This is a genomic window from Bradyrhizobium sp. WSM471, from assembly GCF_000244915.1.
Taxonomy (GTDB): Bacteria; Pseudomonadota; Alphaproteobacteria; order Rhizobiales; family Xanthobacteraceae; genus Bradyrhizobium.
This window is the reverse complement of record NZ_CM001442.1, coordinates 4781353-4804527: the sequence shown is the minus strand read 5'-3', so window position 1 is coordinate 4804527 and position 23175 is coordinate 4781353. Positions and strand designations below refer to the sequence as shown.

At 64.1% G+C, this 23175-nt stretch carries 22 protein-coding genes and 2 tRNA genes; 18 read left to right on the top strand and 6 right to left on the bottom strand.

What is annotated here, in order from left to right:
• Window positions 1–7 precede the first annotated feature (7 nt).
• Window positions 8–832 carry an enoyl-CoA hydratase gene (locus tag BRA471DRAFT_RS21430; protein ID WP_007611034.1) on the bottom strand — a complete coding sequence of 275 codons (825 nt, stop codon included), beginning with the start codon at window positions 830–832 and terminating at the stop codon, window positions 8–10.
• 86 nt (window positions 833–918) lie between these two features.
• Between BRA471DRAFT_RS21430 and BRA471DRAFT_RS21425 the strand changes: the two genes are divergently transcribed.
• The 6 genes from BRA471DRAFT_RS21425 (at window position 919) to BRA471DRAFT_RS21400 (ending at window position 4606) form a co-directional block, all read left to right on the top strand.
• A complete protein-coding gene (locus tag BRA471DRAFT_RS21425; protein ID WP_007611026.1) occupies window positions 919–1347 on the top strand; it encodes a PaaI family thioesterase in 429 nt (142 codons plus the stop codon).
• Between the two features lie 158 nt (window positions 1348–1505).
• Window positions 1506–1970 carry a 50S ribosomal protein L13 gene (gene rplM / locus BRA471DRAFT_RS21420; protein WP_007611024.1) on the top strand — a complete coding sequence of 155 codons (465 nt, stop codon included), beginning with the start codon at window positions 1506–1508 and terminating at the stop codon, window positions 1968–1970.
• A gap of 1 nt (window position 1971) precedes the next feature.
• Complete coding sequence (rpsI, locus tag BRA471DRAFT_RS21415; protein WP_007611021.1) at window positions 1972–2451, top strand: 30S ribosomal protein S9; 480 nt, start codon at window positions 1972–1974, stop codon at window positions 2449–2451.
• Window positions 2452–2680: 229 nt separating this feature from the next.
• Window positions 2681–3913 (top strand): GGDEF domain-containing protein, encoded by a 1233-nt coding sequence (locus BRA471DRAFT_RS21410; protein WP_007611019.1) that lies wholly within the window; start codon window positions 2681–2683, stop codon window positions 3911–3913.
• 57 nt (window positions 3914–3970) lie between these two features.
• Window positions 3971–4207 carry a hypothetical protein gene (locus BRA471DRAFT_RS21405; RefSeq protein ID WP_007611018.1) on the top strand — a complete coding sequence of 79 codons (237 nt, stop codon included), beginning with the start codon at window positions 3971–3973 and terminating at the stop codon, window positions 4205–4207.
• A 102-nt stretch (window positions 4208–4309) separates the two neighbouring features.
• Window positions 4310–4606: an antibiotic biosynthesis monooxygenase gene (locus tag BRA471DRAFT_RS21400; RefSeq protein WP_007611016.1), complete on the top strand. Its 297-nt coding sequence runs from the start codon at window positions 4310–4312 to the stop codon at window positions 4604–4606.
• A gap of 6 nt (window positions 4607–4612) precedes the next feature.
• On the opposite strand, the gene BRA471DRAFT_RS21395 is transcribed toward BRA471DRAFT_RS21400, so the two are convergent.
• Window positions 4613–5746, bottom strand: a complete 1134-nt coding sequence (locus BRA471DRAFT_RS21395; RefSeq protein WP_007611015.1) for an AI-2E family transporter — start codon at window positions 5744–5746, stop codon at window positions 4613–4615.
• A 135-nt stretch (window positions 5747–5881) separates the two neighbouring features.
• Between BRA471DRAFT_RS21395 and BRA471DRAFT_RS21390 the strand changes: the two genes are divergently transcribed.
• Complete coding sequence (locus BRA471DRAFT_RS21390; protein WP_007611013.1) at window positions 5882–6586, top strand: hypothetical protein; 705 nt, start codon at window positions 5882–5884, stop codon at window positions 6584–6586.
• Between the two features lie 90 nt (window positions 6587–6676).
• Window positions 6677–7450 carry a gamma-glutamyl-gamma-aminobutyrate hydrolase family protein gene (locus tag BRA471DRAFT_RS21385; protein ID WP_007611011.1) on the top strand — a complete coding sequence of 258 codons (774 nt, stop codon included), beginning with the start codon at window positions 6677–6679 and terminating at the stop codon, window positions 7448–7450.
• A 257-nt stretch (window positions 7451–7707) separates the two neighbouring features.
• Here the strand turns inward: BRA471DRAFT_RS21385 and glnA are convergent, their stop codons facing one another.
• Window positions 7708–9117, bottom strand: coding sequence for a type I glutamate--ammonia ligase (glnA, locus tag BRA471DRAFT_RS21380; RefSeq protein WP_007603494.1), 1410 nt, complete (start codon window positions 9115–9117; stop codon window positions 7708–7710).
• A 149-nt stretch (window positions 9118–9266) separates the two neighbouring features.
• On the bottom strand, window positions 9267–9605 hold the full coding sequence (locus BRA471DRAFT_RS21375) for a P-II family nitrogen regulator (RefSeq protein WP_007603495.1): 339 nt from the start codon (window positions 9603–9605) through the stop codon (window positions 9267–9269).
• A gap of 383 nt (window positions 9606–9988) precedes the next feature.
• Between BRA471DRAFT_RS21375 and BRA471DRAFT_RS21370 the strand changes: the two genes are divergently transcribed.
• Window positions 9989–11488: a bifunctional ADP-dependent NAD(P)H-hydrate dehydratase/NAD(P)H-hydrate epimerase gene (locus BRA471DRAFT_RS21370; RefSeq protein WP_007611010.1), complete on the top strand. Its 1500-nt coding sequence runs from the start codon at window positions 9989–9991 to the stop codon at window positions 11486–11488.
• The gene (locus tag BRA471DRAFT_RS21365; RefSeq protein WP_007611009.1) at window positions 11488–11964 is read left to right on the top strand and encodes a GNAT family N-acetyltransferase; all 477 of its coding nucleotides are present in this window, start codon (window positions 11488–11490) and stop codon (window positions 11962–11964) included. The genes BRA471DRAFT_RS21370 and BRA471DRAFT_RS21365 overlap by 1 nt, the downstream gene beginning before the upstream one ends.
• 10 nt (window positions 11965–11974) lie before the next feature.
• On the opposite strand, the gene BRA471DRAFT_RS21360 is transcribed toward BRA471DRAFT_RS21365, so the two are convergent.
• On the bottom strand, window positions 11975–13303 hold the full coding sequence (locus tag BRA471DRAFT_RS21360) for a multicopper oxidase family protein (RefSeq protein WP_007611007.1): 1329 nt from the start codon (window positions 13301–13303) through the stop codon (window positions 11975–11977).
• A 152-nt stretch (window positions 13304–13455) separates the two neighbouring features.
• Here BRA471DRAFT_RS21360 and BRA471DRAFT_RS21355 point away from each other — a divergent pair.
• The 8 genes from BRA471DRAFT_RS21355 (at window position 13456) to BRA471DRAFT_RS21320 (ending at window position 22092) form a co-directional block, all read left to right on the top strand.
• Window positions 13456–13540: transfer RNA gene (locus tag BRA471DRAFT_RS21355), tRNA-Leu, on the top strand.
• 173 nt (window positions 13541–13713) lie between these two features.
• Window positions 13714–15075, top strand: a complete 1362-nt coding sequence (gene tig, locus BRA471DRAFT_RS21350) for a trigger factor (RefSeq protein WP_007611006.1) — start codon at window positions 13714–13716, stop codon at window positions 15073–15075.
• Between the two features lie 318 nt (window positions 15076–15393).
• Window positions 15394–16029 (top strand): ATP-dependent Clp protease proteolytic subunit, encoded by a 636-nt coding sequence (locus BRA471DRAFT_RS21345; RefSeq protein ID WP_007611005.1) that lies wholly within the window; start codon window positions 15394–15396, stop codon window positions 16027–16029.
• Between the two features lie 439 nt (window positions 16030–16468).
• Window positions 16469–17740 carry an ATP-dependent Clp protease ATP-binding subunit ClpX gene (clpX, locus tag BRA471DRAFT_RS21340; protein WP_007603503.1) on the top strand — a complete coding sequence of 424 codons (1272 nt, stop codon included), beginning with the start codon at window positions 16469–16471 and terminating at the stop codon, window positions 17738–17740.
• A 321-nt stretch (window positions 17741–18061) separates the two neighbouring features.
• On the top strand, window positions 18062–20485 hold the full coding sequence (gene lon / locus BRA471DRAFT_RS21335) for an endopeptidase La (RefSeq protein WP_007611004.1): 2424 nt from the start codon (window positions 18062–18064) through the stop codon (window positions 20483–20485).
• 73 nt (window positions 20486–20558) lie between these two features.
• Window positions 20559–20963, top strand: a complete 405-nt coding sequence (locus BRA471DRAFT_RS21330) for a GFA family protein (protein ID WP_007611003.1) — start codon at window positions 20559–20561, stop codon at window positions 20961–20963.
• Window positions 20964–21026: 63 nt separating this feature from the next.
• A tRNA-Val gene (locus BRA471DRAFT_RS21325) sits at window positions 21027–21103 on the top strand.
• Between the two features lie 128 nt (window positions 21104–21231).
• Window positions 21232–22092: a class I SAM-dependent methyltransferase gene (locus tag BRA471DRAFT_RS21320; protein WP_007611002.1), complete on the top strand. Its 861-nt coding sequence runs from the start codon at window positions 21232–21234 to the stop codon at window positions 22090–22092.
• 122 nt (window positions 22093–22214) lie between these two features.
• Here the strand turns inward: BRA471DRAFT_RS21320 and BRA471DRAFT_RS21315 are convergent, their stop codons facing one another.
• Complete coding sequence (locus tag BRA471DRAFT_RS21315; RefSeq protein WP_007611001.1) at window positions 22215–23174, bottom strand: cation diffusion facilitator family transporter; 960 nt, start codon at window positions 23172–23174, stop codon at window positions 22215–22217.
• Between the last annotated feature and the right edge of the window lies 1 nt (window position 23175).

The following is a 23175-nucleotide window of genomic DNA, read 5'->3' as shown; positions in this document are numbered from 1 at the left end:
AATACAGTCACTCGTCCCGCCATGTCGGCGTGCGTTTCTCGATGAAAGCGCCGATGCCTTCCTCGGCGTCTCGCGCCATCATGTTCTCGGTCATCACCTCTGCCGCATAGCGATAGGCGTCTGCAAGGCTCATCTCGGCCTGGCGATAGAACGCCTCCTTGCCGAGCTTGACGGTATAGGCGGATTTCAGCGCGACCTGTTCGGCCAGCGCAATGGCGGCAGCGCGCTCGGTGCCGGCGGCGACGACACGATTGACGAGCCCGATCTCGCGGGCGCGTGCGGCCGGGATCGGCTCGCCCGTCAGCAGCATCTCCATCGCCTGCTTGCGCGGGACGTTGCGCGACAGCGCCACCATCGGCGTCGAGCAGAACAAGCCGATGTCGACGCCGGGAGTGGCGAAGTGTGCTGCTTCCGAGGCGATCGCGAGATCGCAGCTTGCCACGAGCTGGCAGCCCGCGGCGGTGGCGATGCCCTGGACGGATGCGACCACGGGCTTGGGCAGGCGAACGATCGCCTGCATCATCGCGCTGCAGGCGGTCATCATCTCGGCGAAAAAGGCGCGGCCGCGATCCGGGTCGGTGCGGCGCGCGGTCAGCTCCTTCATGTCGTGGCCGGCGGAGAAGGCGGGGCCGTTGGCCGCGATCACGACACCGCGGACGGACTTGTCGTCGCGGATCTCGTTGAGCTCGGCATGCAGGCTTGCGATCATCGTCTCCGACAGGCTGTTGCGGGCGGCCGGGCGGTTGAGGGTGAGGACCGCGATGGGGCCCACGGTCTCGCGCAGCAGGATCGGCGGTTGCGGGGAGGGGGCGGGGGCGGCCTGGACGGACATCAAAGCGTTTCCGGTTGGATTATTGCGATTGGATGACGCAGATAACTTAATGTAACAGGGGACGTGAAGCGAGGGTGAGGGGCAGCATGGCGTTAGCGAAAATGAGCGTGGCGGAGCTCGAGCAGTTCCTTCGCAACGAGTTTCCCCAGGCCTTCAGCGGCGACGACATCACCATCGAGAGCGCGGACGGTCAGGCCTGCCTTTTGCGTCAACGCTACAGCGAAAGGATGCTGCGGCCGGGCGGAACCGTGTCTGGCCCGACCCTGATGGCGCTCGCCGATTTCGCGATGTACGTGGTGCTGTTGTCCGCGATCGGGCCGATCGGGCTCGCCGTGACCACCAATCTCAACATCAACTTCCTGCGCAAGGGGCAACCCGGGCAGGACGTGCTGGCGGAGGCGCGGCTGCTCAAGCTCGGAAAGCGCCTCGCCGTCGGCGAGGTGAAGCTATTGTCCGGTACCTCCCCCGATCCGATTGCGCATGTCACCTCGACCTATTCCATTCCAAACGTTTGATCTTTTTGCAGGTATCTTGATACCATAATTCTAAGCCATTGATCTTGAACGTGTAAATTCCGCCTTTGGGCATTGACCGCAGCGCCGCTGTTCTCTAGAAAACCGCCCAGTCCGGTGCGGTGTTCGCGCCGATGCTCCCCGTCCACGGAAACTCTGACATGAAAACCTTTTCGGCAAAGCCGGCTGAGGTGACGAAGAAGTGGGTACTGATCGACGCCAAGGGTCTGGTCGTCGGCCGTCTCGCCACCATCGTTGCCATGCGCCTGCGCGGCAAGCACCTCCCAACCTACACCCCGCACGTTGATTGCGGCGACAACATCATCATCATCAACGCGCAGTATGCGGTTCTCACCGGCCGCAAGCGCGAGCAGAAGACCTATTACAAGCACACCGGTTACGTCGGCCACGTCAAGGAGCGCACCGCGCGCCAGATCCTCGAGGGCAAGCATCCCGAGCGCGTGCTCGAGAAGGCCGTCGAGCGCATGATCCCGCGTGGCCCGCTCGGTCGCGTCCAGATGGGCAACCTCCGCGTCTATGGCGGCGCCGATCATCCGCACGAGGCTCAGACGCCCGAGAAGATCGACATCGCCAAGTTGAACCGCAAGAACACGAGGGCCGCATAACATGGCCGAATCCATCCAGTCGCTCGACCAGCTCTCGCAGCTCAAGACGGCGGCCGCGCCCGACGCGCCCAAGCACGAGAAGAAGGTCGACAAGTTCAACCGCGCCTACGCCACCGGCAAGCGCAAGGACGCGGTCGCCCGCGTCTGGATCAAGCCCGGCGCCGGCAAGGTCACGGTCAACTCGCGCGAGGTCGAGGTCTATTTCGCCCGTCCCGTGCTGCGCATGATGATCGAGCAGCCGTTCTCCGTGGCCGCGCGGTCCGGCCAGTATGACGTGATCTGCACCGTCGCCGGCGGCGGTCTGTCCGGCCAGGCCGGTGCCGTCCGTCACGGCATCTCCAAGGCGCTGACCTATTTCGAGCCGGAGCTGCGCACCGTGCTCAAGAAGGGCGGCTTCCTCACCCGCGACTCCCGTGTGGTCGAGCGCAAGAAGTACGGCAAGGCCAAGGCCCGCCGGTCCTTCCAGTTCTCGAAGCGTTAATCGCTTCGGTCGCATTCGCCGCGAAAGCGGCTTCAATGAGATGCAAAAGGGCGCTGATTTCAGCGCCCTTTTTGCTGTTCGTTTGTATGCAAATTGATGGCGTGTTTCCCGAAAACTTGGGCCCGCATGAAAACCTGAATGGAACCCGCTGGACATAGCGTCGCATTTGGAAGGGCGCGCAAATCGGTTGAGCCGGTCGCGTAACTGCTATGTCTAGAAGGGGGCCGACATGATGTCGCTCGATAGCATCACGCTCTATTTGGTCGCCACCATGGTCGCCGCATTGCTCGGCGCCATGATGGTGTTTTTCGGAAGGCAGGAGAACAGCGCTGCGCTGAAATGGTGGGGCACCGCCTATCTGCTCGGCGCCGCATCGGTCGCGCTCTGGACGGCGGCCGGCGACAGGCTGGGGCCGCATCTTTACCTTGCGCTGAACGCGGTCGGCTTCGTCGCCTGCGGCATGGTGTGGAATGCGGCGCGCGTCTTCCACGGCCGCAAGCCGAATTGGCCGGGTCTCCTGGTCGGCGCGCTCGCCTGGGCCGCTGCCGCCACGCTGCTCGATCCCACCGCGTCCATGCTGCGCATGATCGTCGGCGCCGGCATCGTCTCGGTCTATGCGGCGCTGACCGCGAGCGAGCTCTGGGTCGAGCGGCGCAAGAGCCTGCAACGGCGCTGGCCGGCCTTCGTGGTCCCGGTGATGCACGGCTGCGCCTTGATGCTGCCGATCCTGCTCGGCAGCTTCCTGCGCCCGAACGATGCCGGCTTCTCCACCAGCATCTGGGTCACCGTGTTCGCGGTCGAACTCGTGCTTTATGCCGTCGGCACGGTGTTCGTGATCTTCATGCTGGTGTCCGAGCGCACCGTCACCGCGCACCGGACCGCCGCGTCCACCGATCCCCTGACCGGCATGCTCAACCGCCGCGGCTTCTCGGAAGCCTGCGGACGCGTGATCGAGCGCGAGGCCAAGGCCGGCCGTCCCGTGACCGCGATGATCTTCGACATCGATCATTTCAAGTCGATCAACGATCGCTTCGGCCATCCCGCCGGCGACGAGATGCTGAAACTGTTCGCGACCGTCGTCGTCAGCAATCTGCGCATCAGCGACATGTCGGGTCGCATCGGCGGCGAGGAGTTCGCCGCCCTCCTGCCGTGTTCGCTCGAGGAGGGCGTGCTGGTCGCCGAGCGCGTGCGCGAAGCCTTCGAGACCTCCGGCGTCGTTGTCGATGACGGCCCGGTCGACACCACCGTCAGCATCGGCGTCGCCGGCGGTCCGGCCGGCACCGAGCTTGAAGTGCTGCTGGCCTCGGCCGACACCGCGCTCTACCAGGCCAAGCGCGGCGGCCGTAACCGCGTCGAGGCGGCGGAGGAGCTGCCATTGTCGCTGGAGAACTGGCGCCGCCAGAGCGCCGCGCGGATCGGTGGGCCCAACACGCAGTCCAAGGCGCAGACGGCGACCGCCTAGGCAAAGGAGGCCTTGCGGTAATCCCCTGTTTACCATTCGATCCCTACCATTGCGGTCATGGAATCGATCCGTCGACAGAACCCGCAGGCCGCCCTGATGTCGCTCGAAGCCGCTGCGGCCTCGGCACGCGGCGGCTTCGCCTGCCTGTTCTCGACCGCGGACGAATACGAGAGCGCGCTGATCACCGAGCGCCGGGCCCAGGGGCGTTACACGCAAGGCCGCAATTACTGGCCGCTCGCGCTGTTCGCCGGTTGTGCGCTGATGGTGGCGGGCACCGTTGTCCTGCTTGCCTGAGTGATCTGCATTTCTGGACCGGGCAGGGCGCCGTTTCGGCGCCTTTTTCTTTGTCGCGGTCTGCGGTAGACATGCCCATCGAACAAAAATGGGTGGAAACAGATGATCACCGAGATCGCGCAAATCGACGTCAAGCCGGGCAGCGAGAAGGATTTTGAGGCCGCCGTCGCCAAGGCCAAGGCCGCTTTCGGCCGCGCCAAGGGTTTTCACGGTTTCGAGCTTCAAAAGTCGATCGAGAAGCCGCAGCGCTATCGTCTGATGGTGAAGTGGGAAACGCTCGAGAACCACACCGTCGATTTCCGCGGCTCCGAGAATTTCACCGAATGGCGCGGCCTCGTCGGGCAGTATTTTGCGTCACCCCCTGAGGTCGAGCACACCGAAACCGTGCTCACCACCTGAGGCGGCTCAGGCCGCCTCCGCCAGAGGCGGTGCTTCATACGTCTTGAAGTGGTCGATCATGACTTTGGCGATGGCGACCAGTGGTAGCGCCAGCGCCAGGCCCCAGATTCCGAACACGACGCCGAGCAGGATCTGGAACGCGAACAGCGTGGCCGGCGGAATGTCCAGTGCCTGCCGCTGGAGGATCGGCGTCAGCACATAGCTCTCCATGGCGTGCACGCCCATGAAGAGGAGAAAGGCCGACAGCGCCGGAATCCATCCCGAGGCGAGGCTCGCCAGCACGACCACGACGCCGGCGATGATGGCGCCGACGGTCGGGATGAAGGCGAGCAGGCCCGCCTGTATCCCCAGGATGAACGAGCCGGGAATGCCGATGAGGACGAGTCCGATCCAGGTCACCACGCCGACCGCAAGCATCACGACGATCTGCGCGATCAGCCAGCGCTCCAGCGTCTCGCCGATGCCGTCGATGATGACGGTGATGCGGGCCCGATGCCTGGCCGGCGCGAGAAACAACAGGCCGTCATGATAGACGGTGGGCTGCGCGGCGAAGGCAAGCCCCAGGAACAGCACGATGAAGATGTTGCCGACCGCGCTGATGGTGCCGAGCAGCAGCTTGAAGGTCTGGCTCACGATCGCCCCACCGCTCGAGGCCAGCGCGCCAGCGCCCGGCAATCCGCCGTGCGAGCCCGAGTTCGGGGCCGGCGCCGGCGTCACATCGGTGGAGGCAGCGGGTGCGGCGTTGCCGAGATCGAAGAAGCTGGTGTCGATCCCATGGTTTTCGAGGAAGGACCGGACGTTGGTGATCTGCGACTTGATCGTCTTGCTCAGCAGCGAGGCCTGCTCGGCGATGGTGGCGCCGCCGAGATAGGCAACGCCCGCAAGCATCACGGCCAGCGCGGCACAGACGATGGCGAGCCGGACCGCGTGGGGCAGGTGCACGCGGCGACCAAGCGCGTTGGTCAGCGCGTTGAGGCCGACGCCGAGCAGCATTCCGGTGAAGATCAGGAGCAGGGTCGCGGCAAAATACCAGGTAAAGACCAGCATTGCCGTGAACAGCACGATTCCGATGCCCCCGACCGAGATCGACCAGGCCAGATCGGTGCGGGTCCGGGGTCGTTCATCTGCGGGAATGGTCACATCGGGTCCTTTTCAGCGCGGTGCGCACCGCACTCTTTCGATAAACGCGATCCGGATCAAGACCGCGTCAACGCGCTGGTTTGACGCTGGTGCGTGAACGGTGCAGAGCGATGAGGAAAGAACAGGTGAGGGCGCTTGAGTTTCATCAGCAAGTGGGCCGGTCTGCTCGGCCTTCTCGCCGTGCTCGTGATAGGCGACCAGATCCGGATCAACCGGCCCGGTCACAAATATCGCCTCACGGTCGAGGTGACGACGCCTGACGGGATCAGGACCGGCTCGGGCATTCTGTCCGTCGTGCCCGATCGCGGCTATAGCCGGGGCGGCCGCACCACGATGCGCGGCGAGGCTGTGTTCGTCGACCTCGGCCGGGGAAAGAATGTGGTGGCATTGCTCGCGCATCAGCAGGGCGCGAAGCTCGATCTCGACGACATCAACTATGTCGCGCTCCGCGCTTATGGCGCCGCGCGCGGCAACCGCGTCTCGTTCAACGAGCTCAACCGGCAGACCGGCGTCGTCGCGGTGCAGGGGGATCTAATGCCCGTGCTCGTGAGCTTTGGCGATCCCCTCGACCCTGCAACCGCGCGGCTTGTCACCGGCGACCATGCGGAGGCGGTCCTGGGCGACGGCTATGCACTCCGTGGCCTTACCGCCGAAATCGTGCCCAACGGGCTTTGGCCGATTGATTTCGGTGGCGTGCTCGGGGAGTCCGTGACGCGCGGAATCGAGGCGAAACTGCCCTGGCTGGCCGCGCCGGGCGACGCGGCGGCGACCGCGCTGAAGGCCGCCGGCCTGCCCCTCGGCGGCGCGATCGAGCCCCGGGAGGCATTTGCGCGAAAATAGCATTGCCGTCCCGCGTACCCTTCTGTTGAATTTGTTCCATCCCAGGGGCATGTTTAGAGAATCTTCTTACGGGAGAGGTCTGAACGGGAGATGAGAAAGCCGGTCGTCGGCGTGATCGGGAACGCCCATCGCGTTGAAAATCGATTTCAGGTCCAGATGGTCGGCGAGCGCAATCTGCGCGCGGTGGCCGAGGTGTCCGGCGGCCTGCCGGTGATGTTCGCGGGCTCGCCCGACATCACGGATATCGGCGCGCTGCTCGACACTGTCGACGGCATCGTGCTCACCGGCGCCCGCGCCAATGTGCACCCGACCCGCTTCAACGTCGATCCGTGTGAGGCGCACGAGCCCTACGACATCCACCGCGACGAGGTGGCGCTGGCGCTCTCGGTCGCCTGTGTTGCCCGCGGTGTCCCGCTGTTCGGCATCTGCCGGGGCCTCCAGGAGATGAACGTCGCCTTCGGTGGCTCGCTGCATCCCGAGATCCGCGAAATCCCGGGCCGCATGAACCATCGCATGCCGAGGCTCGAGAACGGCGAGATCCATCCCGATCCGACAGTGGTGTTCGCCGATCGTCACGACGTCGATCTGACGCCGGGCGGCGCGTTCGCAGAATTGCTCGGCTGTAACAAGATCAGGGTCAATTCGCTGCACGGCCAGGGCATCCTCGATCCCGGCAAGCGCGTGCTGATCGAGGGCATTGCCGAGGACGGCACCATCGAGGCGATCCGCATCGCGGACGCCAAGGCCTTTGCGCTCGGGGTGCAATGGCACGCCGAATACGACCCGCAGCACAATCCGATCAACCGAAAACTGTTCGAGGCGTTCGGTCAGGCCATGGTGGCGAAGCAGCGCGCGGCGGCGTAGCTGCAGGGCGCGCCGAGGCCTATAACCATCGTCATCGTGAGCGCAGCGAAGCAAATCCAGTCGCTGTCGCGTGACGGCGTGAAGGCGGCCGCGATCTCTCGGGCGCATAAACCAGATATCAAGAATTGGTGCGCGCCGGTTTTCTCGATTCCGTTTCGTTCCTTGAGAACGAAGTGGAGTCAGACGCAGAACGAAACGCGAGGACCACAAAAAAAGGCGCCCCGAGGGGCGCCTTTCGTGCGTCGTGGTCGGGCCGCTTAGCCCGAATAGTACATTTCGAACTCGACCGGATGCGGGGTCATTTCGAAGCGGGCGACTTCGGTCATCTTCAGCTCGATGTAGGCGTCGATGAAGTCGTCGTCGAACACGCCGCCGTTCTTCAGGAAGCCGCGGTCCTTGTCGAGATTTTCGAGCGCCTCGCGCAAGCTGCCGCACACGGTCGGGATCTGCTTCAGCTCTTCCTTCGGCAGATCGTAGAGGTCCTTGTCCATCGCCGGACCCGGATCGATCTTGTTCTTGATGCCGTCGAGGCCGGCCATCAGCATCGCGGCGAAGCCGAGATAGGGATTGGCGAGCGGATCGGGGAAGCGCACCTCGACACGCTTGGCCTTCGGCGAAGCAGTGTAGGGGATGCGGCAGGAGGCCGAGCGGTTGCGCGCGGAATAGGCGAGCAGCACAGGGGCCTCGTAGCCCGGGACCAGACGCTTGTAGGAGTTGGTCGACGGGTTGGTGAAGGCGTTGATCGCCTTGGCGTGCTTGATGATGCCGCCGATGTAATGGAGGCAGGTCTCCGACAGGTCGGCGTATTTGTTGCCGGCGAACACCGGCTTGCCGTCTTTCCAGATCGATTGGTGCACGTGCATGCCCGAGCCGTTGTCGCCGAAAACCGGCTTCGGCATGAAGGTGGCGGTCTTGCCGTAGATGTGCGCGACCTGGTGGATGCAGTATTTGTAGATCTGCATGTGGTCGGCCATCAAGGTCAGCGTGTCGAACTTCATGCCGAGCTCGTGCTGGGCGGAAGCGACTTCGTGATGGTGCTTCTCGACCTTCACGCCCATCTTGGCCATGGCGCCGAGCATCTCCGAGCGCATGTCCTGAACGGAATCCTGCGGCGGCACCGGAAAGTAGCCGCCCTTGGTGCGGACACGATGGCCGAGATTGCCGCCTTCGTATTCGGTGTCGGAGTTGGTCGGCAGCTCCGAGGAGTCGAGGCGGAAGCCGGTGCTGTAGGGGTTGGCAGAGAAGCGCACGTCGTCGAACACGAAGAACTCGGCTTCGGGGCCGACGAACACGGTGTCGCCGACGCCCATCGACTTCACCATCGCCTCGGCCTTCTTGGCGATGCCGCGGGGATCGCGGTTGTAGGGCTCGCCGGTGGTCGGCTCGAGCACGTCGCAGGTGATGACCATGGTGGTCTCGGCGAAGAACGGATCGATCGTCGCGGTCACCGGATCGGGCATCAGGCACATGTCGGACTCGTTGATCGCCTTCCAGCCGGCGATCGAGGAGCCGTCGAACATCGTGCCTTCGGCGAAAATGTCTTCATCGATCATGCTGATGTCGAAGGTGACGTGCTGCCACTTGCCGCGCGGATCGGTGAAGCGCAGGTCGACGTATTTGACGTCGTTGTCCTTGATCGATTTCAGGACGTCTTTGGCGGTCTTCATGCATACCCCTTTTGGCTCTGCGGGTCGGTTTCCAAGCTTCAAGCGACCGTGTTCACGCTTCTTGAGGCGCGCGAGGCACAAACAAAATGAGGCCGCCGAAGCAGCCTATTTCTTGTCAGAATGTCGCAAAATGCGGGATAGCACCCGGCTTAGATAGCGTCCAGCCCGGATTCGCCGGTTCGGATGCGGATCGCCTCTTCGATGTTGGAGACGAAAATCTTGCCGTCGCCGATGCGCCCGGTTTGCGCGGCGCGGCGGATTGCGTCGATGGCGCGCTCGACCAGATCGTCGCCGATCACGATCTCGATCTTCACTTTGGGCAGGAAGTCGACGATGTATTCTGCGCCGCGGTACAATTCGGCGTGACCCTTCTGCCGGCCGAAGCCCTTGGCTTCGGTGACGGTGATGCCCTGAAGGCCGACTTCCTGAAGCGCTTCCTTCACCTCGTCGAGCTTGAATGGCTTGATGATGGCTTCGATTTTCTTCACTGCGCGCCTCCCGGCCTTTCGAACAAATAGCAACGTCTTCGTCAGGATGCGCTTTTCTTAACGCACGATCTTGTCTCTTCGCTATGCCGGGATCCCTGACCAGTCCGGCAACAACGGCCGGCCACACCCTGATAAATGCCAGTGAGCACGACGAACCGAAGCGACTTCCGCGAAAGCAGGGTCTATGCCAAGTTGCAAATGCCCTGATTATTGGAGCGTTATCAGCCTTTTAACGTGCAGCTCTGATAGGTGGCGCCGACCCGCACAAAATACCGCAGACTACGAAATAGGCAAACGGTTCAATATCTGTGCAGATCGTCGTTCCGTCGGATGGCCCGGCGCAGAACGTGCCTCTTGAAAAGGCTTTTGGACAGGGAAGTGGCATGGAAGTTCTGACCAACGCCGAAATGCAGCGCGCCGATCAGCTCAGCATTGCGGCAGGCACCCCCGGCTTCAAGCTGATGCTCGGTGCCGGCCAGGCCATCGCCGAGGCCGCCCACGCGCTGGTGGAGGAGGGGCCGATCCTGATCGTGGCCGGCCCGGGCAACAACGGCGGGGACGGTTTTGTCGCAGCCGCCGAGCTCGCCGCGCAAGGCCGCGAGGTCTCGGTGATCCTGATGTGCGAGCGGGACCAGCTCCAGGGCGATGCGGCCTCGGCCGCGCGGGGCTGGAAGCACCCGGTGCTCCCGTTCAACCCGCAGGCGATCGGACGACCGGCGCTGATCATCGATGCGCTGTTCGGCGCGGGCCTCAGCCGTCCGGTCGAGGGCGAGGCGCGTGAGATGATCGAGGCGATCAACGCCAACGGTGCGCCGGTGCTCGCGGTCGACCTGCCGAGCGGCATCAACGGCACCAGCGCGGCCATGCTGGGCGTGGCGGTCAACGCCACCGAGACCGTCACCTTCTTCCGCAAGAAGCCGGCGCATCTGCTGCTTCCGGGGCGCATGCATTGCGGCCACGTGCGTGTTGCCGACATCGGTATCGAGGCACAGGTGCTGGACGAGATCGCGCCGCAGATATTCGAGAACGATCCGGACTTCTGGGGCGCCGCCTTTCCGGTGCCGCGCATCGACGGCCATAAATACGCGCGCGGTCATGTGCTGGCGGTCTCGGGCGATGCGGCGGCGACCGGTGCGGCGCGGCTCGCCGCGCGCGGGGCGCTGCGCGCCGGCGCGGGCCTGGTGACTCTGGCCACACCGCGTGATGCGCTGGCAATCAATGCGGCTGCGCTCACCGCGGTGATGGTTCGCCCCGTCGATACCGCCATCGAGTTCGGCGAGCTGCTCGGCGACAAGCGTTACAACACCTGCATCATCGGCCCCGGCGCGGGTGTCGGCGAGCGCACCTGCGATCTCGTCCACACGGCGCTTAACGCCCAGCGGCGCCTGGTGCTCGATGCGGATGCGCTGACGAGCTTTGCCGCCAATCCCGAACGCCTGTTCGAATCGATCAAGACGTCGCAGGACAAGGCGGTGGTGCTGACACCGCACGAGGGCGAGTTCCCGCGGCTGTTCTCCGACCTCAGCAATAAACATCCGGGGCGCTCGAAGATCGAGCGCGTGCGCGCCGCCGCCGAGCGCTGCGGCGCCGTCGTGCTGCTCAAGGGCCCGGACACCACGATTGCCGCGCCCGACGGCCGCGCCACCATCGCCGCCAACGCACCGCCCTGGCTCGCCACCGCGGGTGCCGGCGACGTGCTCGCCGGCATCATCGCAGGCCTCCTTGCGCAAGGCGTCCCGGCGTTCGAAGCCGCCAGCATCGCCGTGTGGATGCATGGCGAAGCGGCGAGCGAGGCGGGGCCGGGCCTGATCGCGGAGGATCTCACCGAGACGCTGCCCGCCGTGCACCGGCGGATCTATGGTGCGCTCGGGGTGGAATACTAGTGCTTAGGCAGCTCGCGCTCACCGAGATGGGCGCGGCGGCGCAGGTTCACCGGGCTGCATTCGACCATGCGATGCCCTGGCTCGCTGGGCTGCATACGCCGGACGAAGACCGCTGGTTCTACCGCGTGCATGTCTTCGCGACGTGCCGCGTGTGGGGCCGCTTCGATGCCGATGTACTGAGCGGGATCATCGCTTTCCGTGACGGCTGGATCGAGCAGTTTTACGTGCTTCCTGCGGTTCAAGGGCGCGGCGTCGGCACCGAACTGCTCGATGTCGCCAAAGGCGCCTGCGAACGTTTGGAGCTCTGGACCTTCCAGCGCAACGCGTTGGCGCGGCACTTCTATGAAGCGCGCGGGTTCACGCTGATCGAGCAGACCGGAGCGCGAAACAGCACCAACGGTAATCCGACTCTGAAAACGACGATCGCGGTGATGAAGGCGCTCGGAATCGAACTCACGGCCAAGCCGCACGTCTGATCGGCGCACCTCACTCCACCCCGTACCAGCGCACCAGCCGCGGCGCGGCCCAATCGGTGACGACGGATTCGATCAGCCATCTGCCAAGGCCCCTGGCCTCGAACGCGATGCGCTGGGTCTGGCCGGGTTCGATCGCGAGCGTGTCGAGCCAATAGGGCTTCCAGCCGTCGTCGAGCTTGTCGAGCAGGCGGAAATGGTGGCCGTGGAGATGGAAGACGGTGGCGACGGGGGCGAGGTTCTTGAGGGCCAACACGATGGTGCGGCCGGCCTTGGTGCGAAAGGCGGGGGCGGAGGACGTCGAGAAATTTGCGGGCCGTACCCAGCCGGCGTCGGCTGCCCCGAGCGCGACATCGAACCGCAGGGCGCCCCTCAGATCGAGCCGGTCGGGCAGGTCATTCGGAGGAAGCGGCTGCGGCGGCAACAGTGGCGCGCGCCGCTCAAGCTTGCCGGAGACCGTCAGGCGGCCGACCTGGCGCGCCTCCTTGCCGTCGTGCAGCAGGAATGGGGCCGATGTGGCCGCATCCACGAAGGCGTCGGCGCGTGCGCCGGGAGCCAGCACTAGCGCGCCGTTGCGAGCCGGGAACGGCTCGGCCGGCTGTCCGTCCAGGGCCATCACCTGGACCTCGTGACTTTCCAATTTGATCGCCAGAACAGAACGTTGCGAGCCGTTGATAAAGCGCAGCCGCAGCCGCTCATTCGCCGAAGCTGAGAGCTCGAATGAAGTCGTTCCGTTGATTGTGTAGAGCGGGGACGTGTCCTTCGGGTCCCGGCCCGGGGCAAGCGCGGTCCCATCCGGCCGCAGCCGCCATTCCTCGATCAAAAGGACCACGTCGCGATCGGCGGCGACCGAGTTGATCTCGGTGGCGATGATCGGAAGTGGGCGCGCGGGCTGCTTCAGGCCGTCCTCGAACAGCCGGAAGTCGGCCAGCAGGGTTCCCGCGTTTGGCACTGAAACGATTGATGTTTCCGTTGCGTCCGGGGCCGTCGGAGCGCGACCCCGAAGCGGGTCGGCCGCGGCCGGGCCATTGAGGCCGTACCAGACTGGTGCAAGCGGGACAGGCAGGCCGTTGCGGAAGACCACCTCGCAGCGATCGCCACGTTTGAGACGGACATCCCCGAGGTGGCTTACGGCGGCGAGCTCCCAGATGGGTGTAGCCGGCCGCCCGGGCCTCAGAGCCAGCGTTGCCGGCCTTGCCTGAAGGGCGAGCTGGGCGGTCATGGCCGGGACTGCGCCGCCCGCCATCAGCCCGGCCGCAGAGGCTCCAAGTCCGGCGCCAAGTCCGGCTCCAAGTCCGGCCAAAACCTCGCGCCTCGTCGGGTCGAATATCCGCGTTTTCATCGCCGATCCGGACCACGCCGTGCTGGATAAGTCCAGCCGTCGTGCCTAGTTGAAGCCTGCCTCTATCGGTCCATTTTTTTGCTGCGAACAGGCGGGCACATGCTATAAGCCCGCCGCCCGCGGCATCGCGGCCGGTCTTGATGCAAATTTACGCGGGCGTGGCGGAACTGGTAGACGCGCTGGATTTAGGTTCCAGTGACGAAAGTTGTGGGGGTTCGAGTCCCTCCGCCCGCACCAAGCGCTTTCAGCGTTTGCACGGATTACGCGATCTGCTCCCGCGCGGATGTTTGTCCGCCGGAAGCCGGTCCGATGAACCACCGGCGTTGAGGCGTTCGCCTCGCGCCGGATCGATTAATGACAGCGTCCCGACGCATGCGCGCCGGGACCGAACGAGAAGAAGATTGGACACCATGCAGGTCACAGAAACCCTCTCGGAAGGTTTGAAGCGCGAGTTCAAGATCAGCGTTCCCGCGTCCGATCTCGACGCCAAGGCCGGTGCCAAACTCGTCGACCTCAAGGACAAGGTTCGCATCAACGGCTTCCGTCCCGGCAAGGTGCCGGTCACGCACCTCAAGAAGGTCTATGGCCGCTCGGTGATGGCCGAGACCATCGACCAGACGATCCGCGACACCAACACGCAGCTGTTCTCCGAGCGCGGCTTCCGCCTTGCGACCGAACCGAAGATCACCATGCCGACCGAGCAGGCCGAGGTCGAGGAGCTGCTCAACGGCAAGACCGATCTGACCTACACGGTTGCGATCGAGGTGGTGCCGTCAATCGCGCTCGCCGACTTCAAGACCTTCGAGGTCGAGAAGCCCGTCGCCGAAGTCACCGACGCGGACGTCGACGAGGCGATCAAGCGCATCGCCGATTCGAACCGCGGCTATGCCGCGAAGGACGAGGGCGCCAAGGCCGAGTCGGGCGATCGCGTCACCGTCGCCTTCAAGGGCACCATCAACGGCGAACCCTTCGAGGGCGGCACCGGCGAGGGCATCCAGGTGGTGATCGGATCCAACACCTTCATCCCCGGCTTCGAAGAGCAACTCACCGGCATCGCCGCCAACGAGACCCGCACGCTGAAGGTGGCGTTCCCCAAGAACTACATGAACGACAAGCTCGCCGGCCAGCCGGCCGAGTTCGAGACCACCGCGACGCTGATCGAGGCGCCGCAGGATCTCGCGATCGACGACGAGTTCGCCAAGACGCTCGGCCTCGAATCGCTGGACAAGCTGAAGGAAGCGGCGCGCGAGCGGCTGGTCGCCGAGTTCGCGACCGCGACGCGCCAGCGCGTCAAGCGCGCGCTGCTAGACCGCCTCGACGAGGCCCATCGCTTCGAGGCTCCGCCCTCCCTGGTCGACGAGGAGTTCAATCTGATGTGGAACTCGGTGAAGGCCGAGATGGACTCCGCCGGCAAGACCTTCGCCGACGAGGACACCACTGAAGACGCCGCCAAGGAAGAGTACCGCAAGATCGCCGACCGCCGCGTGCGGCTCGGCCTCGTGCTCTCCGAGATCGGCGAGAAGAACAAGATCTCCGTGACCGACGACGAGGTCGGCCGCGCCGTGATCGAGCGGGCGCGCTCGATGCCGGGCCGCGAGAAGGAGGTCTGGGACTATTACCGCAGCAACGCCCAAGCGTTGGCCCAGCTTCGTGCACCGATCTATGAGGACAAGGTCGTCGACTTCATCCTCGAGCTCGCCAAGGTGACCGAGAAGAAGGTCTCGCGCGACGATCTCTACAAGGACGACGAGGCGGAAAAGACCGCCGCCTGAGGGCTCCAGAAGACCCTTTAGGAGAGCCTTTGGGATAGGCTTGCATTAAGGATGATCAGCGAAGAGGTCGAGCTAGCCAGTTGGCCGGCTGGGCCTCTTTGTACGAATCAGCTTCAACTCCCTCACGGATTAAGCCTTAATTCGCTCCGCACTTGTCAGGCGCGAATTGGGCTATATCTGTCGCTACGCCTTATGCTTCTACCAAGTTCTTCTACTAAGTTCCTGCATCACGGGACGTCCATCGGCCTTCCGGCAGATCCAGCCCCGACTGGCAGCCGGGCCTGGCGATGTCCGCCTCTTCAAAACCCTAGGTGACTCATGCGCGATCCGGTTGAAACCTACATGAACCTCGTGCCCATGGTGGTCGAGCAGACCAACCGTGGCGAGCGCGCCTACGACATTTTCTCGCGCCTTCTGAAAGAGCGCATCATCTTCCTGACCGGGCCGGTCGAGGACGGCATGTCGACGCTGATCGTCGCGCAGCTGTTGTTCCTCGAGGCGGAAAATCCGAAGAAGGAAATCTCGATGTACATCAACTCGCCGGGCGGCGTGGTGACGTCGGGTCTCGCGATCTACGACACCATGCAATTCATTCGCCCGCCGGTCTCGACGCTGTGCACGGGCCAGGCCGCCTCGATGGGCTCGCTGCTGCTCTGCGCCGGCGAGAAGGACATGCGCTTCTCGCTGCCGAACGCGCGCATCATGGTGCATCAGCCGTCCGGCGGCTTCCAGGGCCAGGCCACCGACATCATGCTGCACGCCCAGGAAATCCTGAACCTGAAGAAGCGGCTCAACGAGATCTACGTGAAGCACACCGGCCAGACCTACAAGGCGATCGAGGACGCGCTGGAACGCGACAAGTTCCTCACCGCGAGCGACGCCAAGGAGTTCGGCCTGGTCGATAGGGTCATCGACAAGCGCGCCGAGGAAACCGCGTCGCCGAAGACCCCGTAGCACTACTGCCGGCGATGCCTCTGGGATCGCCGGCACCATCAGGGAGCGTTCACGTTAAGGACACGTGCGCGCGTCGCAAAACGCAGTTTTGCGCCCTGCGACAGGCAGAAAGTTCCGCTTTCGTGCTTGTTTTTCGTGGTAATCCAGCAACGCCGGGGTGATTTCGATCACTTCGCCCGTGCCAAGACCGGAAATCACGGTATTGTCACGGGTAGCCGGCGCCCCCCGATTAGCGAATTCTTGATAGTCGGGTGACAGCATGGTTCGCTACGACTGATCGGCTATGATCGCGGAGAATCGAGTGACCGTGATTCGCACGGCATGCAACGCGTAGGGTCTTTTTTGGTACGGAATTTGCTCTATTTGAAAGACTGCGCCGGCTGTCGTGCCGGAATAGGGCGATCGAGCGGACGGGATCGAACCGCGGACGGAGACATGAATGAGTAAGGTCGGCACGAGCGACTCCAAGAACACGCTGTATTGCTCGTTCTGCGGCAAGAGCCAGCACGAAGTTCGCAAACTGATCGCGGGTCCCACGGTCTTCATTTGCGACGAGTGCGTCGAGCTCTGCATGGACATCATTCGCGAGGAGAACAAATCCTCGCTGGTGAAGTCGCGCGACGGGATTCCGACGCCGAAGGAAATCTGCAAGGTGCTGGACGATTACGTGATCGGCCAGAACCATGCGAAGAAGGTCCTCTCGGTCGCGGTGCACAATCACTACAAGCGCCTTAACCACCAGACCAAGCACAACGACGTCGAGCTTGCGAAGTCGAACATCCTGCTGATCGGTCCGACCGGCTCGGGCAAGACGCTGCTCGCGCAGACGCTCGCCCGCATCCTGGACGTGCCGTTCACGATGGCGGATGCGACGACGCTGACCGAAGCCGGCTATGTCGGCGAGGACGTCGAGAACATCATCCTGAAGCTGCTCCAGGCCGCCGACTACAATGTTGAACGTGCCCAGCGCGGCATCGTCTATATCGACGAAATCGACAAGATCAGCCGCAAGTCCGACAATCCCTCGATCACGCGCGACGTGTCGGGTGAGGGCGTGCAGCAGGCGCTGCTCAAGATCATGGAGGGCACGGTGGCTTCGGTCCCGCCGCAAGGCGGCCGCAAGCATCCGCAGCAGGAATTCCTGCAGGTGGACACCACCAACATCCTGTTCATCTGCGGTGGTGCGTTCTCGGGCCTCGAAAAGATCATCTCGGCACGCGGACGTTCGACCTCGATCGGTTTCGCCGCTCAGGTGCTCGCTCCGGAAGACCGCCGCACCGGCGAAATCTTCCGTCATGTCGAGCCGGAGGATCTCTTGAAGTACGGCCTGATTCCGGAATTCGTCGGCCGTCTGCCCGTCGTGGCGACGCTGGAGGATCTGGACGAGGCTTCGCTCAAGAAGATCCTGGTCGAGCCGAAGAACGCGCTGGTGAAGCAGTACCAGCGGCTGTTCGAGATGGAGAACATTGAGCTGACCTTCGCCGACGAGGCGCTTGGCGCGGTGGCCCGCAGGGCGATCGAGCGCAAGACCGGAGCGCGCGGACTGCGCTCGATCCTCGAGGCGATCCTGCTCGAGACCATGTTCGACCTGCCGGGCCTCGAAGGTGTGGAAGAAGTCGTGATTTCCCGCGAAGTCGTGGAAGGAACGGCGCGTCCGCTCTACATCTACGCCGATCGGTCCGATCGCGCCGTCGAGAACGCCAGCGCCTGATTTCGGCGCTGGAACGCTCCAATCGTCTCCTCAAGCAAGGGCTGCGGAAAGTATCTCCGCAGCCGGTGTTGCGTCGCTTATTTGCGTGCGTAAGCGCCTGATGGCGCGCGTCTTCAATGACTTGACACCCCCCGGGTCGATAGCCACCTAATGTCGGCGGCGAGCAAAAATTCTCTTCAAGATTCGCCTCAGTTCCGATCCGGCAAGCCGGTCCAACCTCAAAAGGACCGACCGGTTTTGTGGATCACCTCGGCACCTTGTGGCGGTTGCGCATGAGCATGGCGGGCTGCGTGCAAGGGGGCAAAGCAAAAGGAAAAGGCCATGACCAATCCAAAACCCAGGCCAACCATCGTCCATGGCGAAACGCACGCCTATCCCGTGCTGCCCCTGCGCGACATCGTCGTCTTCCCGCATATGATCGTTCCGCTCTTCGTCGGCCGCGAGAAGTCGATCCGCGCGCTCGAGGAGGTGATGAAGAACGACGCGCTGATCATGCTTGCGACCCAGAAGAACGCGTCCGACGATGATCCGGCACCCGATTCCATTTACGAGACCGGTACGCTTGCCAGCGTGCTCCAGCTCTTGAAGCTTCCCGACGGCACCGTGAAGGTGCTGGTCGAAGGGCTCGAGCGGGCCCGCGTGCAGAAGTACACCGATCGCGCCGACTATTACGAAGCGACCGCGGTTGCGCTCGCCGACACCGATGCGAAGTCGGTCGAGGCCGAGGCCATGGCGCGCTCGGTCGTGTCCGACTTCGAGAGCTACGTGAAGCTCAACAAGAAGATCTCGGCCGAAGTCGTCGGCGTCGTGCAGGCGATCACCGATTTCGCCAAGCTCGCCGACACCGTCGCCTCGCATCTCGCCGTCAAGATCGCGGATCGCCAGGGCATCCTGGAGACGCTGTCGGTCACGCAGCGCCTGGAGAAGGTGCTGGGCCTGATGGAGAGCGAGATCTCGGTGCTCCAGGTCGAGAAGCGCATCCGCTCGCGCGTCAAGCGCCAGATGGAGAAGACCCAGCGCGAGTACTATCTCAACGAGCAGATGAAGGCGATCCAGAAGGAGCTCGGCGACGACGACGGTCGCGACGAGCTCGCCGATCTCGAAGAGAAGATCTCCAAGACCAAGCTCTCCAAGGAAGCGCGCGAGAAGGCGCAGCATGAATTGAAGAAGCTGCGCCAGATGTCGCCGATGTCCGCGGAAGCGACCGTCGTGCGCAACTATCTGGATTGGCTGCTGTCGATTCCGTGGAACAAGAAGTCCAAGGTGAAGAAGGATCTGGAAGCCGCGCAGGCGGTTCTGGACGCCGATCACTACGGGCTGGAAAAGGTCAAGGACCGCATCGTCGAGTATCTGGCCGTGCAGTCGCGCGCCAACAAGCTCACGGGCCCGATCCTGTGCCTCGTCGGCCCCCCCGGTGTCGGCAAGACCTCGCTCGGCAAGTCGATCGCGAAGGCGACGGGGCGCGAATTCGTGCGCGTCTCGCTCGGTGGCGTGCGTGACGAGGCCGAGATCCGCGGTCATCGCCGCACCTATATCGGCTCGATGCCCGGCAAGATCATCCAGTCAATGCGGAAGGCGAAGTCGTCCAATCCGCTGTTCCTGCTGGACGAGATCGACAAGATGGGCGCCGATTTCCGCGGCGATCCGTCCTCGGCGCTGCTCGAGGTCCTCGACCCCGAGCAGAACGCGACCTTCAACGACCACTATCTCGAAGTCGACTACGATCTCTCCAACGTGATGTTCATCACGACCGCGAATACGCTCAATATTCCCGGGCCGCTGATGGACCGCATGGAGATCATCCGGATCGCGGGCTACACCGAGAACGAGAAGGTCGAGATCGCGCGCAAGCACCTGATCCCGAACGCGGTGTCCAAGCACGGCCTGGATTCCAAGGAGTTCTCGATCGACGACGACGCGCTGCTGCTTCTGATCCGCCGCTACACCCGCGAAGCGGGCGTGCGCAATTTGGAGCGTGAGCTCTCCACACTCGCCCGCAAGGCGGTGAAGGAGCTGATGATCTCCAAGAAGAAGTCGGTCAAGGTCACCGAGAAGACTCTGGAAGAGCTGCTCGGCGTGCCGAAGTACCGCTACGGCGAGATCGAGAGTGAGCCGCAGGTCGGTATCGTCACCGGCCTTGCCTGGACCGATGTCGGCGGCGAGCTGCTGACGATCGAAGGCGTCATGATGCCCGGCAAGGGCAAGATGACGGTCACGGGCAATCTGCGTGACGTGATGAAGGAATCGATCTCGGCGGCGGCGTCCTACGTCCGCTCGCGCGCGATCGTCTACGGCATCGAGCCGCCGCTGTTCGACCGCCGCGACATCCACGTGCACGTGCCGGAAGGCGCGACGCCGAAGGACGGTCCGTCGGCGGGCGTGGCGATGGCCACCGCGATCATCTCGGTCATGACCGGCATCCCGGTCCGCCACGATGTCGCGATGACCGGCGAGATCACTCTGCGCGGCCGTGTGCTGCCGATCGGCGGCCTGAAGGAGAAGCTGCTGGCTGCTGCCCGCGGCGGTATCAAGACGGTGCTGATCCCCGAGGACAACGCCAAGGATCTCACGGAGATTTCCGATGCGATCAAGGGCGGCATGGAGATCATCCCGGTCTCGCGCCTCGACGACGTCGTCGCCAAGGCGCTGGTCAAGAAGCCGGTGCCGATCGTCTGGGAAGAGGACACCAAGGTGACGGTGAAGCCGGACGGCGACGAAGCCGCCGGCGGCCTGACCGCTCACTGAGATCGCAGCTCGAAAAGATGATAAAACGGCGCCTTCGGGCGCCGTTTTTGTTGTGGGGCAGCGGATGACGACAATGCACATCGACGGGCAATGCCATTGCGGCGCGATCACCTTTGAAGCGGAGATCGATCCCGAGACGGTGTCGGTCTGCCATTGCCGGGACTGCCAGACCCTAACGGGATCGCCGTTCCGGGTGACGGCGATCTGCACCAAGACCGACGTCAAGCTGACCGCCGGCACGCCCAGGATCTACGGCAAGCGCGGCGACAACGGTCGGATGCGCTTCCAGCATTTTTGCGGCGACTGCGGTTCCCCGTTGTTCACGAGCGGCGAGGGCGACCAGGAGGACGATTGGGGCATTCGCTGGGGCAGCATCCGCCAGCGCGACAAATTGCGGCCCGTCAGACAGATATGGTGCCAGTCGGCGGCGGTGTGGATCGACGCGGTGCCACTGCTGCCGGGCCGGCCGGGGGATTGAGGCCCAGGAATTGGCGTTCCGCGCTTGCCCGTTCGGGGCAGGTGGGGATAAAGAAGCGGCGAGGGGCGGTTAGCTCAGCTGGTTAGAGCATCTCGTTTACACCGAGAGGGTCGGGAGTTCGAATCTCTCACCGCCCACCAGCCTTTGCTCGCTTCGCGAGCTTCGGCTCGGCGAGCCAGCCTCACACGTTATTAGGGCGAAGCGAACGAAGGCTGCCGCGCCGAAGCCGATAGGCGCAGGCGGGCGATACCGAGCCACAGAGGCCCTGATGCAACAGCCAAGCGGACACGAACAAAACGCCGATCAGATCGCTTACTGGAACGGCCCCAGCGGGCAGCGCTGGGCCGATCGCCATGCGGCGCAGGAAAGTCTGCTTGGACCCATTGCCGACGTGCTGATCGACCGCGCCAGGCTGACGCCGGGAGAGCGCGTCCTCGACGTCGGCTGCGGCTCCGGCGCGACGACGTTCGCGTTCGCGAAGGCTGTCGCGCCTGATGGTTTCGCGCTCGGGCTTGACGTCTCCGAGCCGATGCTGTCGCAGGCGCGTGCGTTTGCGCCAAAAGGCCTGCCGCTCGATTTCGTGCTGGCGGATGCGACGGTCCATCCGTTCGAGCCGACGAGCTTTGACCTGCTGGCCTCGCGGTTCGGCGTGATGTTCTTCGCCGATCCCATCGCGTCCTTCACCAATCTCCGCCGCGCGCTGAAGCCGACGGGCCGACTGGCGTTTGCCTGCTGGCGCGAGCCGAAGGAAAATCCCTGGATGATGGCGCCGTTGATGGCGGTCTACAAACATGTGCCCAAGATGCCGCCGGTCGGGCCGGAGGAGCCAGGCCCGTTCGCCTTCGCCTCCGAAGAGCGCGTGACACGCATCCTGAAAGGCGCGGGCTTTGTCGATGTCGCGATGGAGCCGCACAATCTCGCGATGGATGTTGCGATCGGCGGCGGGCTCGATGCCGCGGTCGAGGGCTCGCTCCAGATCGGCCCGGCCAGCCGCGCGCTGCAGGGCCATCCTCCGGAAACATATGCCGCGGCAAAAGCCTCGATCCGCGAGATGCTGGCGCCGTTCCTGAAGGGTCAGAGCGTGGCGCTTCAGGGCGCGATCTGGATCGTGACGGCGAAGGCGGCGTAGGCACGCCTCTCTCCACCGTCATTGCGAGGAGCTCTTGCGACGAAGCAATCCAGACCGTGTCCGCGGAGGCAGTCTGGATTGCTTCGCTGCGCTCGCAATGACGAGTGTTGGACTGGCGAATCCTACACCACATCATCCGGCGCCAGCGCGCAGCCGTTGTCCGGATGGGTCTCGACCTGAAGGGTGGTGTGGCCGATGCGGTGGGAGCGCTTCAGCATCTGCGCCGTCTCTATCAGGAATGCATCGCCGGCGCCGGTGGGCATGACGAGGTGGCAGGTCAGCGCCGTCTCGGTGGTCGAGATCGGCCAGACGTGGAGATCGTGGATCGCGGACACACCGGGACGTGCCAGCAGGAACACCCTGATCGCAGCAATGTCGGTGCCCCTGGGCGCAGCCGCCATCGACATGTCGATGGAGCCGCGCAGCAGGCTGGTGGTGCTCCAGAGAATGGTGGCGCAGATGACGAGGCTGGTGACGGGATCGAGCCAGAGCCAGCCGGTCCAGATGATCAGCGCCGCCGAAACCACGACGCCGAGCGAGACCGCGGCGTCGGCCGCCATGTGCAGATAGGCCCCTTCGATGTTGATGTCGTCCTTGCGTCCGCGCGCGAACAGCATGGCGGTAAAACCGTTGACGAGGATGCCGATGCCGGCGACCACCATCACGGTGATGCCGGCGACCGGCTCCGGCTCGCGCAGGCGCAAAAACGCTTCCCAGCCGATCGCGCCGGTTGCGACCAGCAGGAACACCGCGTTCGCCAGCGCTGCCAGAATCGTGGAGGCACGCAGGCCATAGGTGAAGCGGCCGCTGGGCGCGCGCCGCGCGGCGATCGATGCGCACCAGGCCACGACCAGGCCGAGCACGTCGCTAAGATTATGGCCCGCGTCCGCGAGCAGGGCGGTGGAGTTGCCGATATAGCCGTAGACGGCCTCGGCCACGACCAGCGCGGTGTTGAGCGAGATGCCGATCGCGAACGCCTTGCCGAAACTGGCGGGCGCATGGACATGCGCGTGGCCAGGACCATGATCATGGCCGTGGCTATGATCATCGTGGTGATGGCCGTGATGTTCGTGGCTGCCCACC